The 12,242-nt window shown below is 62.5% G+C and carries 10 protein-coding genes and 1 pseudogene; 8 read left to right on the forward strand and 3 right to left on the reverse strand.

Features of this window, described 5'->3' with window-relative positions; translation table 11 throughout:
* Positions 1 to 6: 6 nt before the first annotated feature.
* Together E4O92_RS22430 and E4O92_RS22435 are read right to left on the reverse strand one after the other, a co-directional pair.
* Entirely contained in the window at positions 7 to 879 is an 873-nt protein-coding gene (locus E4O92_RS22430; protein ID WP_135191866.1) for an alpha/beta fold hydrolase, read from the reverse strand.
* Positions 880 to 977: 98 nt separating this feature from the next.
* Complete coding sequence (locus tag E4O92_RS22435) at positions 978 to 3,284, reverse strand: TonB-dependent receptor (RefSeq protein WP_135191867.1); 2,307 nt, start codon at positions 3,282 to 3,284, stop codon at positions 978 to 980.
* A gap of 270 nt (positions 3,285 to 3,554) precedes the next feature.
* On the opposite strand from E4O92_RS22435, the gene E4O92_RS22440 reads away from it, so the two are divergent.
* The 4 genes from E4O92_RS22440 to E4O92_RS22455 all read left to right on the forward strand — a co-directional run bounded on the left by E4O92_RS22440 (position 3,555) and on the right by E4O92_RS22455 (position 6,259).
* Complete coding sequence (locus E4O92_RS22440) at positions 3,555 to 4,457, forward strand: LysR family transcriptional regulator (protein ID WP_135191868.1); 903 nt, start codon at positions 3,555 to 3,557, stop codon at positions 4,455 to 4,457.
* A gap of 57 nt (positions 4,458 to 4,514) precedes the next feature.
* Positions 4,515 to 5,099 (forward strand): glycoside hydrolase family protein, encoded by a 585-nt coding sequence (locus tag E4O92_RS22445; protein WP_229483662.1) that lies wholly within the window; start codon positions 4,515 to 4,517, stop codon positions 5,097 to 5,099.
* Positions 5,100 to 5,108: 9 nt separating this feature from the next.
* The gene (locus tag E4O92_RS22450) at positions 5,109 to 5,573 is read left to right on the forward strand and encodes a hypothetical protein (protein WP_135191869.1); all 465 of its coding nucleotides are present in this window, start codon (positions 5,109 to 5,111) and stop codon (positions 5,571 to 5,573) included.
* 86 nt (positions 5,574 to 5,659) lie between these two features.
* Positions 5,660 to 6,259 carry a DUF2059 domain-containing protein gene (locus tag E4O92_RS22455; protein ID WP_135191870.1) on the forward strand — a complete coding sequence of 200 codons (600 nt, stop codon included), beginning with the start codon at positions 5,660 to 5,662 and terminating at the stop codon, positions 6,257 to 6,259.
* A gap of 12 nt (positions 6,260 to 6,271) precedes the next feature.
* On the opposite strand, the gene E4O92_RS22460 is transcribed toward E4O92_RS22455, so the two are convergent.
* Complete coding sequence (locus tag E4O92_RS22460; protein ID WP_135191871.1) at positions 6,272 to 7,417, reverse strand: GNAT family N-acetyltransferase; 1,146 nt, start codon at positions 7,415 to 7,417, stop codon at positions 6,272 to 6,274.
* 57 nt (positions 7,418 to 7,474) lie between these two features.
* Here E4O92_RS22460 and E4O92_RS22465 point away from each other — a divergent pair, with 57 nt between their 5' ends.
* The 4 genes and pseudogenes from E4O92_RS22465 to E4O92_RS22480 all read left to right on the forward strand — a co-directional run.
* A complete protein-coding gene (locus E4O92_RS22465; RefSeq protein ID WP_135191872.1) occupies positions 7,475 to 9,529 on the forward strand; it encodes an NAD(+) synthase in 2,055 nt (684 codons plus the stop codon).
* A 31-nt stretch (positions 9,530 to 9,560) separates the two neighbouring features.
* Positions 9,561 to 9,899 carry a P-II family nitrogen regulator gene (locus tag E4O92_RS22470; protein ID WP_135191873.1) on the forward strand — a complete coding sequence of 113 codons (339 nt, stop codon included), beginning with the start codon at positions 9,561 to 9,563 and terminating at the stop codon, positions 9,897 to 9,899.
* Positions 9,900 to 10,104: 205 nt separating this feature from the next.
* Entirely contained in the window at positions 10,105 to 11,436 is a 1,332-nt protein-coding gene (locus tag E4O92_RS22475) for a sigma-54 dependent transcriptional regulator (protein WP_135191874.1), read from the forward strand.
* 296 nt (positions 11,437 to 11,732) lie between these two features.
* Positions 11,733 to 12,242, forward strand: a pseudogene (locus E4O92_RS22480) (hypothetical protein); the annotation flags it as partial.

Genomic DNA, 12,242 nt, shown 5'->3' on the forward strand with positions numbered 1-12,242 from the left:
CTGTGGTTACGGGAGCTGCGCCAGAAACGCGCGGATAGCCTCCCAGGCCTCTTGCTCGGTGAGCATCGGCGCGTGGCCGACGTTCGGCACTTCGGCATACTGCAGGTCGGGCGCGGCCTTTTTCATCCATTCGGCCTGTTCGGGTTCGAGCAGGTCGGACAAGACGCCACGAACCAGCAGCACGGGGCGCTTGCGCGCCAGCCGCCGGAATGCCATTCGCGCCCCAAGCGAGGTCGGCTTGAGTTTACCTGTTTGCAAGGCGTTGGCAATATTTGGGTCGTAGCGCGGGACCAGGCTGCCGTTCTCGATCTGGTCGAACGCGCGCCGCGCCCACTTGTCCCACTCGGCTTGCGGGTTGTGGGGGAAGGCGCACTGGTTGATGTCCTTGACGTAGTCGGCCGCCTCGCGCCATGAGGACAGCGCCGCGCACTGGCCGGTGTAGCTGGCGATGCGCGCCAGGCCCTTTTCGGAAATGATCGGGCCGATGTCGTTCAGGACCGCGCCGGCGATGCGGTCGAGGTGGCGCATCGCCAGGGTCATCGTGATCAGGCCACCCATCGAGGTGCCGATGAATATCGCGCGTTCGATGCCCAGGTCCTGCATCAGCTTGGCCACGTCGCCGGCATATACCGTCGGCGTGTAGTTATCGGGATTCGGGTCGCGTTCGGAGTGGCCGCGGCCGCGCACATCGAGCGCCAGCACCCGCCGCGACAGGTTTGTAAGCAGCGGCGCGAGCTCGTCGAAGTCGGACGAATTGCGCGTCAGGCCGTGGATGCAGATCACGGGAAGCCGCGCCGGCCCGGCCTGCCCCGCGTAGTCGCGCGCGTACAGGGTCAGGCCGTCAGTACTGGTATAGGTGATGGGTGTGTAGGTGGACACGCTCGCAGTCCTGCACAAGTCGGTTTCGAAGGGCAGCACGGTCCCGGGCCGGCGTCGCGAAGACGCCGGCCGGGAGAGGCCACACGCAGTCAAGCAGGTCAGAAGCGGTATTCGACCGTGGCCTGGACGGTGCGCGGTGCGCCGTAGAACGCGGTCAGCGTACCCTCTTTGCCCAGAGTGGGGAAGTAATAGCCAGCGGTCTTGTAGTGAACGTCGCCCAGGTTCTTGCCATGCACGCCAGCGCGCACTTTGCCATCGGCGCGGGTCCAGACGATGCTGGCGTCCCACAGGTGGTATGCGTCCTGGTCCAGCTCCGACGCGTACTCGAACTGGTAGGTCTTGGCCTTGTAAGCCCAGCTGCCGATCAGCGACAGCTTGCCGTTATAGCCGAGCATGGGCATCCCGATGTCGTAGTTGGCACGGATGTTGGCCGAGTTCTTGGGCGTGTTCTGGAAATAGCGCTGGTCGGCCACGTTGCTCATGCTGCTGGCGCCTGGGAGTACGGCCATAAACTCCTTGTACTGGGCGTCGATGTAGCTGTACATGCCGGCCAGGGTCAGGTCGTTGGTAACGTGCGCGATCGACTCGAATTCGAAGCCTTTGATCTTGGCCTTGCCGGCATTGGTGGTGTAGCCTGCAAAGCTGTCGAAGTTGCCGTCGCCCTTGGTGGAGATCGCAACCGAACCTGGAATCTGCACGTCCTTGTAGTCACTGTAGAACAGGGCGGTGTTGGTGGTGATGCGCCCGCCGTTGAACGCGGACTTCAGGCCCGCTTCATAGGTCTTGATGGTTTCTGGCTTGTAGCCTTGACGCGCGGTCGCGATGGAGACCTTGGCACCCACGACGTTGGTGCGCGGGTCGAAGCCGCCGCCCTTGAAGCCTTCGGAGTAGGACGCGTACGCGTTGTGGTCCGGGTTGACCTTGAAGTTCAGCGCCACACGCGGGGTAAACTTGCTGTCGCGCCGCGAAAGGCCGGGCAGGTCGGTCTGGATCTGGTACAGGACTGCGCCCGGGTTGCCCATCTCCGGCGAGCCGCCCAGGCCGAGGAAGACCTGCCGAAAAATGTCGGCCTCGCGCTTGTCGACCGTGTAGCGCCCCCCCAACGACAGCGACAGTTCGCTGGTGAGGTTGTAGCTGCCGTCGAAGTACGCGGCCCAGGCCTTGGTGCTGACGTCGCCGCTGGTGAAAGTCGAGGTGTTGGCGAGGGCAACCGGATTGGCGAGGATCGTGTCGAACTTGTTGTAGGCGTTCGCGTCAATGTAGTACACGCCCGCCACGCCCTGTATTTGCGGGCCGGTGTAGGTCAGCTGGAACTCCTGGCTGAACTGGCGGTTGGTGTACAGGGCCGGCACTTCCATGTCGACCACCGCCAGCGAATCGAAGTCGATCGGCGCATACGACTTGTCGCGGCGCGCCGCGGTGATCGACTTGAACGAGAGTTCGGGGTTGATGGTGTATTCGACCAGCGCCGAGGTGCCGTATGCACGCACTTCCTGCTTGTGGCCCAGCGCCGTCACCATTTCGGCCTGCGTGTCGTACACGTTGTTCAGCACCGGTGTGCCGCTCGTTTTTCCTGCGTACAGGCGATGTCCGTTCTTGGGCGACGAATTGTCCAGTGTATAGTCGCCGGCGATGCGGATGAACAGGTCCGATGACGGCGTTATCTCGACCGAGGCGCGGGCCGCGGTCACGTCCTTGTCGTAGTTGCCCTTGCCGGTGGTGAGGTTCTTGCCGTAGCCGTCGTGGGTGAATTTGGCGATGGTGCCGCCGATGCGGACCGTATCGGAGACCGGTGTGCTGGCGGTGGCCACGCCGTCGATCTGGCCGTAGTTGCCGGCGGTGGCCTTGAGGCGCACATCGAGCTTGGGCGCCAGCTTGCGGGTCACGTACTTGACCGCGCCGCCGATCGTGTTGCGGCCGTACAGCGTGCCTTGCGGGCCGCGCAGCACTTCGATGCGCTCGACGTCGTAGATGTCCACCACGGCGCCTTGCGGGCGGGCCAGGTAGATGTCGTCGATGTAGATGCCCACGCCGGACTCGAAGCCGGCCAGCGGGTCGGCCTGGCCGACGCCGCGAATGAACGCGGTCAGGGTCGAGTTGGTGGCGCGCGACGCCTTGAGCGTGGTGTTTGGCAGGGTGGTGGTCAGGGCGACGACGTCGGGAATGCCCTGCTTGGACAACTGGTCGGCGGTGAAGGCGGTGACGGATACCGGAACGTCCTGCAGCGTTTCTTCGCGGCGGCGCGCGGTCACGACGACCTTCTCGATGTTCTGGTCGGAGGTGGCAGCGGGTGGAGCACCAGCGCCTTCCTGGGCATGGCCGACCCCCATGGTGCCGCCGGACAGGGCCAGCAGCGCAACGGTGGAGCGATTCAGCAGCTTCAGTTTCCTCTTGGTAAGACGCATTTTATGTCTCCTATTATCGAAAGCAGCATGCGTTCAGGTTTCGCACCTTGAAGAGTTTGCCTCTGTTGGGTCTGGATGAATAGATAACATTGCGCCCACCAGTTGTGCAGAAATGCACATATGTATGCACTGGCCATGGGCCGCAGCCACCCGCTGGCAGTGTGACGCCCGTGCCTATCTTCTGTGCATGCGCAAGGTTTGCCGTGAAATGATTGCGGTAGGAATGTGCACTAGTGCACAATATTGTTGCTGATATCAGACAGTCAACCCATGAATACCCTGCCCGAATGGACTGACCTGCGGTTTTTCCTCGAACTGGCGCGCGCCGGCACCCTGTCCGGCGCCTCGCGCCGGCTGGAAGTCGAGCACACCACGGTGGCGCGCCGGATCGACCGCCTCGAGACCCAGCTCGGCACCACGCTGTTCGACCGCAGCCGCGAAGGCTACGAGTTGACCGAAGTGGGCGCAGCATTGCTGCCGCACGCCGAGGCAATGGAAGGGGCGGCGCTGGCGGCGGCCGAACACGTCGGCGGCGGCGAGGTGGCGGCGCAGGGCGTGGTGCGGCTGGGGGTGCCGGAAGTGTTCGGTGTGAAGGTGGTCGCGCCGCTGCTGGCGCGCATGCTGCAGACCCATCCCGACCTGTCGATCGACCTGCTGGCGCTGCCCAGCTTTGCCAATCTGGCCAACCGCGAGGCCGACCTGGGCGTGATGCTCGACCCGCCGAGCACGGGGCGCTACATGGTCACGCGGCTGGCCTCGTTCCGCTTCTATCTGTATGCGTCGCCGGCCTACCTGGCCAGGCATCCGCCGATCCGTTCGATAGCCGATCTGGCAGGGCATCACTTCGTCGACTATGTGCAGGACCGGCTGGCCAGCCGCGAGCTGTCGTACCTGAACGAGCTTGGCTTCACGCCGCGGCGGCGCATGTGCTGCTCGGGCATGATGGCGCAGGTCGAGGCCACCGCCTCCGGGCTGGGGCTGATGATGGCGCCGCCGTATGCGGTAGCCGACGAACCGCGTCTGGTGCGGGTGCTCGATGACTTTTCTGCCGAACGCTCATACTGGCTGGCCGCGCCGACCGACCTGTACCGGCTGCAGCGGGTGAGGGCGGTGTGGAACCTGCTGCGCGAGCATGCGGACGGGCATCCGGAGCTGTTCATGCACATGTCGTGAAAAGACGGCTTAGGCCGCCTAATCTGCATCAAAAAGGCGTGATTTCAAGGTGATACCTTGAGCGTCTACCTTGATGCGGAGACATTTATGTCCGGCCATAATCATCACGCTACGCCTTTCACGTCCGATGCCTCTAACGCAACCATGAAGATGAGTCCCGGGGCGAAAGGACGCATGCGCGCCACCGAAAGGGCGGTCTATCGTTATTACAACGACATGGGTAAAAATAAAGGAAATTGCACCTGGGGCCCTGGCCTCCTCGCACATAAGGGAATTTGTTCAGAAGACGAGTTAAAACAAAAAGTCAGCACCAAGTCGGTCAACTTGGAATTTGAGCGGCGGGTGGCAGAAGCGGAGCGTATTGTCCGGAGAAAGACCAAAGTGGCTCTTAATCAAGCGCAGTTCGACGCATTGTGCAGTCTCACCTACAATGCTGGAATAAAAGCCACACGGGACACGTACGACTTCGTAAATCAGGGTGATTTTTCAGGCGCCGCCGCGAATATTTCAAAGATGATTAAAGTCGAGATTCATGAAGGCGGCAGGAAAAAATATGTCATCGCTCCTGGACTAATCACGCGTCGGGCGGAAGAAAGCGCACCATTTCGGGTAGCCAGCCCTGCTACAACTGCTGGCGAATAGGAGAGTCTCATGGTCTTTCGTCGCTGCCCGACCTTGCGGCAATGCACGACCGCGTTATCTGTCGCCGTCGCTCTGGCTTTAGCATTTTGGCCAACATTTTCAACCGCTGCTGATGGGAAGTATGAGCGCGCGGTGAGCGGCAACTGGAAGCTCACTGCCGCGCTGGACGGAGCGCACATAACCTCGCTTGATGAAAACGAGGCCCTGCAACTGGTCGGCCGGGTATTCACCATACGTAAAGAGTCAGTGAAATTTGGAAGCCGTGTTTGCGGCCCGTCGGACTTTGAAGCAGAGCGTGTGGAACCCAAAATATATCTACCCGAACAATTTCATGCGAGGGCAGAAAAATTAGGTCTTCCCAGCCCGGTCACTGCAGTTGACTTGAGCTGTACAACGGTATTTATCAAGAGTCCGAACCGGCTTGTAATCTTTTGGGAAGGCTGGTTCTTTGACGCTGTTCGGGTTAAACGCTAGCTTTGTTCACTCCAGCATGCACTGGCCGCGGGCTGTCACGTATCGACTCCGCACTATTACGCTCACTTTACGTTAGGCCTACAATAATGAACCGTCATTTTCTCGATGCATTGGAATCTAGAGTTATTGCTTTCGCTAAGCTAATGAAATTTACTCACATTTTCCTCTTTTCTGTTTTGAGCGTTAGTGCTTATGCCGAAACATACCAAGAGAAGCTAGAGGCCGCTCGCCAAGTTGTGTGGCTCACGGATTATAAGGCTATGTTTAATGCCTACTTGGTGCAATGTGAAAAATCTGAAGGAACTTACTTCGACCCTATCGTACTGTTCAAAAACGACCCTGGGGCGTTTCGTGGCGTATCGCCCCAATCCGCCTACTGGCCTGAGGTTGAAGCAGCGTATCGTCGATATCAGGTCCGAGTCTGCGGCTACCTTACAACTGATGAATTTACTGAATTCGTCGCCCGACAATTCGCAGATCGAACATCTCTAGACGATTTACGCGCTTCCATAGCCTTCCAGTCTTCTCCCGCCGGACGAAGGATTCAGCAAGCAAGCGTTGCAGTGAATGAAGCCTTTCAGGCTCATGCACAGGCAAGCCTTCAAACTGCCGTTCCTGATGCATACAAAGAAGTTCAATTTGAATTAGCAGCAATAGCTGAGAAGTATCGTCGAGCGCCCAAATGACATTGGCGGCTATTAGGAGCCGCGCAAGCGGAACGGATTGCGGTCGTTCAGCTCGTCGATATACTCGTCGACTCCACCCGCTTCGCGCTCGAGGAAGCGCTCGATCGCATCGGCAAACGCCGGGTGCGCCAACCAGTGCGCCGACCACGTGCGGGTCGGCAGGAAGCCGCGCGCCATCTTGTGTTCGCCCTGCGCACCGCCTTCGAACACCTTGATGCCCTGCTCGATGCAGAACTCCAGCGGCTGGTAATACGCGGCCTCGAAATGCAGGCACGGTACGTGTTCGAGCGCGCCCCAGTAGCGGCCGTACAGCGTGTCCTCGGTGTAGATCACGAGAGATGACGCTATCGGCTTGCTGTCCCGTTCGGCTATCACGAGCAGTATGTTTTGTGGCATCGCGCTGCCGATGCGTAGAAAAAAGTCCAGATTCAGGTAGGGCTTCGAAAAATGCGCCGCGTAGGTGTGGCGGTAGCAGCGGTTGAAAAAGCGCCAGTCCGATTCTGTCGCGTCCACGCCGCGCACGCGGCGCAGCGTCACTCCCGCGTCATGTACCTTGCGCCGTTCGGCGCGGATGTTCTTGCGTTTTTTGTGTTCGAGCGTGGACAGGAATTCGTCGAAGCTCCTGAAGCCCTCGTTCATCCAGTGGAACTGCACGCCGCTGCGCAGCATATAGCCGGCCGCGCCAAGCTCGCGCGCTTCTGCATCAGGCGGAAACAGGATATGGGTCGATGACACGCCGGCCGCCTGTTGGACCTCCTGCAGCGTCCCTATTAACGCAGCACGGGCCCCGGCGTCGCGCGCGAGCAGGCGCGGCCCGGTCACCGGCGTGAACGGGATTGCCGACAGCAGCTTGGGGTAGTACTCGAGGCCGTGGCGTTGATAGGCATCGGCCCACACCCAGTCGAACACGTACTCGCCGTACGAGTGATCTTTCACGTACAGCGGCAGGGCCGCGGCAAGCTCGCCGCCATTGTAGAGCGTGATGAATTGCGGCTGCCAGCCGCTGGCGGCCGTGGCGCTGCCGGACTCGTGCAGAGCATGCAGGAAGGCGTACGACAGGAAGGGATTGGGGGCGTTGTCCTGTCCGGCCAGCAGGCCATCCCAGGCGGCTTGACCGATCTCGGCCAAATTGGAAACGATATGCGTGCGATAATTCAAAATTGCTTCCGTACCTAAACAAGAAGTGAGTGCGGACCCTGCGGCGAAAGACTCACCATGAACAATCCATTTTTTAATCTCTACTCACACGAATTCGCCCGCGTGGCGGTTGCGATTCCGCGCTGCCGCGTGGCCGATCCGGCATATAACGTCGAGCAGACCCTGGCGCTGGCCAAACAAGCCGCCGCCAATGGCGCCGTGCTGGTCGCGTTCCCCGAACTGGGCTTGTCGGCCTACACCTGCGACGACCTGTTCCACCAGCGCGCGCTGCTCGACGCTTGCGAAGATGCGCTGCACGCGGTGGTGGCCGCTTCGGCCAGCCTTCCGGTGGCGATGGTAGTGGGGCTCCCGTTCAGGGTCAACAACCTGCTTTTCAACTGTGCTGCGGTCGTGGCCGGTGGCCGCGTGCTCGGCATCGTGCCAAAGAGCTACCTGCCTAATTATGGCGAGTTTTACGAGGCGCGGCAGTTCAACGCCGCCGATTGCGCGAGCGTCAGCCATATCGAATGGCGTGGCCAGAGCGTCCCGTTCGGCGCCAACCAGCTGTTCGAGCTGGAGAACCTGCCGCTGCTGCGGTTCCACGTTGAGATCTGCGAGGATGTGTGGGTGCCGGTGCCGCCTTCGTCGTTCGCGGCGCTGGCCGGGGCCACGGTGCTGGTGAACCTGTCCGCGTCCGATGTTTTGGTCGGCAAGAGCGGCTACCGCCACCAGCTGGTGAGCCAGCAGTCGGCGCGCTGCCTCGCGGCCTACCTGTACACCTCGGCCGGGTTTGGCGAGTCGACCAACGACATGTCGTGGGACGGGCAGGCGCTGATCTATGAGAAGGGCGAAAAGCTGGCCGAGTCCGAGCGCTTTTGCATGGACTCGCACATCATCTACGCGGACGTCGACCTGGGCCGTCTGGCAGCCGATCGCATGCACACCACTACCTTCGGGCAGTCGGTGCGCCGGCATGCCGACAAGGTGGCGGAGTTCCGCGTCAACCGCTTCCGGCTGGCGCTGCCGCTGGAGCGCGCGCTGCCGCTGGACCGCGCGATCGAACGCTTCCCCTACGTGCCGGCCGATCCGGCCCGGCGCGACGAGCGCTGCACGGAGGTCTATAACATCCAGGTGCAGGGGCTGGTCCAGCGCCTGTCCGCGAGCGGCATCAGGAAGGTCGTGATCGGCATTTCCGGCGGCCTGGATTCGACCCACGCGCTGCTGGTTTGCGCCAAGGCCATGGACCGTCTGGGCCTGCCGCGCACGAACATCCTCGGCTACACGATGCCGGGCTTTGCGACCAGCGATCGCACGCTTGAGCAGGCCAGGAGCCTGATGCAGGCGGTCGGCTGCAGCGCCGCCGAAATCGACATTCGTCCGAGCTGCATCCAGATGCTCAAGGACCTTGGCCATCCGTACGTCGAGGGCAAGGAAGAGTATGACGTCACGTTCGAGAACGCGCAGGCGGGCGAACGCACCAGCCATCTGTTCCGTCTCGCGAACTACCACAACGGGATCGTGATCGGCACCGGCGACCTGTCGGAGCTGGCGCTGGGCTGGTGCACCTACGGCGTGGGCGACCAGATGTCGCACTATAACGTCAACGCGAGCGTGCCCAAGACGCTGATCTCCTACCTGGTGCGCTGGGTGGCCGAGACCGGCCAGATCAACGGCGGTGGTGCGCAGGTGCTGCTCAATATTCTCGACACCGAGATCAGCCCCGAACTGGTCCCGGGCAAGGCGGGCGACAGCGGCAAGCCGGCGCAGAGCACCGAGAGCGTGATCGGGCCATACGAGTTGCAGGACTTTACGCTGTATTACACGCTGCGCTACGGATTTACGCCAAGCAAGGTCGCCTTTCTCGCGTACTCGGCATGGAAGGACCGCGAGCAGGGCGCGTGGCCGGGCGGCGAGCACCAGGTCCGCAACGAGTACGACCTGGCGGCGATCAAGCGCTACATGACGATCTTTATGTTCCGGTTCTTCAAGACCAGCCAGTTCAAGCGCACCTGCGTGCCGAACGGGCCCAAGGTGGGAAACGGCGGTTCGCTGTCCCCGCGCGGCGACTGGCGTGCGCCGAGCGATTCGGAGGCGACGGTCTGGATGGACGACCTGGCGAATATTCCGGACTAGTATCTTCAGTAATTATTGTTAGGGAGTAGAGATGAAACAGATTACCTGTGTGATCAAGCCATTTAAGCTGGACGAAGTGCGCGAGGCGCTGGCCGAAGTGAACGTGACCGGGTTGACCGTCACCGAGGTGAAGGGTTTCGGACGCCAGAAGGGACACACCGAGCTGTATCGCGGCGCCGAGTATGTGGTGGATTTCTTGCCCAAGGTGAAGATCGAGGTGGTGGTGGACGATCCGCTGGTCGATCAGGTGGTGGACGCGATCATCAAGGCCGCGCGCACCGGCAAGATCGGCGACGGCAAGATCTTTGTGCAGGAAGTGGAGCAGGTGATCCGCATCCGCACCGGGGAAACCGGACCCGACGCCGTCTAGTACTTTGAAACCGGGGCCCCGCTCCCCGGTTCTTCCATCTCCCCAATTGCGGCAGCGGAGCGTTGTTTGGTTCCCGCTGTCGCTCTCCAGTTGGTGCCGCCCTTAGCTGTATCAAAAGATGGGCGCTTGGCGCCGCACGTGTCCCCAATCTTCAGTACGCTTGCGGGGCGCCGGGCGTTGCGCCCTCGACATGGAGAGACGGGACATGCACCACAAGGAATTGCTTTGCATCGCAGCCGACCGCAATCTGGCTGCCGCGTACGCGCACGCGCACGCGCTGCGCGAGTGGAAAGTGCGCACCGTGCACACGCTGCACGATGCGAGCCGCGCGCTGCGCACCGATGGCTATCTGGTGGGCCTGCTGGTCGGGCTGGACGAAGCCGAACACGCCGAGCTGGACAGCTTCCTGAGCCAGAATTGGAAGCAGCAGTGGATCGGCCTGTTGCGGCCCGCGGCGCTGGACTCGGCGCGCTGCCGTCAACTGGTGGGTGACCATCTTTACGCTTTTCACACCGACCCGGTTGACCCGGTGAACCTTGGTTACGCGCTCGGCCATGCGTTCGGGGTCGCCACGCTGCGCGAGGCGGCGCAGCCGGCGGCCGAGCCTGCGGCGACGGCGATGATCGGCGGCAGCGCCGCGATCCGGCGCCTGCGTACCCAGATCGCCCGGGTGGCGCAGGCCGACGCGCCGGTGTTCGTGTGGGGCGAAAGCGGCAGCGGCAAGGAACTGGCCGCGCGCGCGATCCACGCGCAGTCGCAGCGGGCGGACGGGCCGTTCGTGCCGGTAAACTGTGGCGCGCTCGCGCCGGCGCTGATCCAGTCCGAGCTGTTCGGACATGTGCGGGGAGCGTTCACCGGCGCCGCTTCCGACAAGCCAGGCCTGATCGAAGCGGCCGGCGGCGGCACGCTGTTTCTCGACGAGGTCGCGGAGCTGCCCAAGGATCAGCAGGCGAACCTGCTGCGCTTCCTGCAAGAGAAGACGATCTACCGGGTCGGCTCCACCCGCAGCATTGCGGTCGACGTCCGGGTGATCGCGGCGTCGCACGTGGACTTGCAGCGGGCGGTGCAACAGGGCCTGTTCCGCGAAGATCTGTATTACCGCCTTAACGTGCTGCCGCTGACGGTGCCGGCGCTGCGCGAGCGCTGCGCCGATGTGCCTTTGTTGGCCGAGCATTTCTTCCGCACGTATGCGGCCGACAAGCCGCCAGGCCTGAAGGGTTTCAGTAGCGCCGCGATTCAGGCGCTGCGCCAGCACGACTGGCCGGGCAATGTACGTGAATTGATCAACCGGACCCGGCGCGCCATGGTGCTCGCCGAAGGGCGTCGGATCACGCCGGGCGACCTCGGTCTGGCGCATGCCAGCGGGCCGCCGGGTGGCGTTGGCCTGGGCGAATCGCGGATCGAGGCCGAACGGGCGGCCGTCATGGCCGGCCTCGAACGTGCCGGCAACAACATTTCGCGCGCGGCGCGCGAGCTGGGCGTGTCGCGCATGACGCTGTACCGCCTGCTGGACAAGCACGGCATCCACGTCAAGTAACGGCGGCGCGCCCGCCAGTCACACAAGCGATACAGGCGGCGTTTGACTGGGGCGCCCACTGCTGAGCGGTGCGGCGAGGACCGCAGTAGCCAGGGGCGGTGTCACAAGGCCGCGACGATTCAAAGCCGCGGCCGCCCGCAGTTGCAACCAGGAGATTCGGACCTCACGGTGTCTCGTCTGTAAATACAAGCACTTGCGCTCGGCGCGGCGGCGCTGGCACCGATTTTGCTGATACCTGGGCTGGCTCGAGCGATGTAGCAGAGTCATTCGATGACTAACTTTTCAAAAGGATAACGATGAAACGCATTCTGATGGCAGTCATGATTTCGCTGGCTTTCGGCGCCAGCGCATACGCCGACCCGGTCGGTAATCAGGCGAACAACACAACCGGCAATGTGGACCAGGCCACCTGGCACACTCGGGACCTGAACGGCTCTGGTGCGCTCGCGAACGAGCATAGCCAGGCCGCCCAGGCCAAAGACGGCAGCACGGGCATCAACAACAGTACTGGTGGAACTGCTGCGGCGGCGTTTGCCGCGGCCTCGGCAAACAATGGGTCGCACGCCACCTCGAATACGTCGGGCTCCTTCAACACCTCGACCGCCACCGCCAACAGTGTCCTGACCGGCGTCGTGACGGGCAACACGATCGGCGCCATCGGCAACGTGACGGCCAACACCAGCGCCACCGTGGGCGGTAACGCGGGTGGCGGCGATGGCGGCGACGGCTTTGGCGGCGTGGCTGCCAGCGTGGGTGGCGCAGGCGGCATTGGCGGGCTGGCGACCGCGGCGAACAGCGGCCCGGCC

It is taken from the genome of Massilia horti, from assembly GCF_004614195.1.
GTDB classification, from domain to species: Bacteria; Pseudomonadota; Gammaproteobacteria; order Burkholderiales; family Burkholderiaceae_D; genus Telluria; species Telluria horti.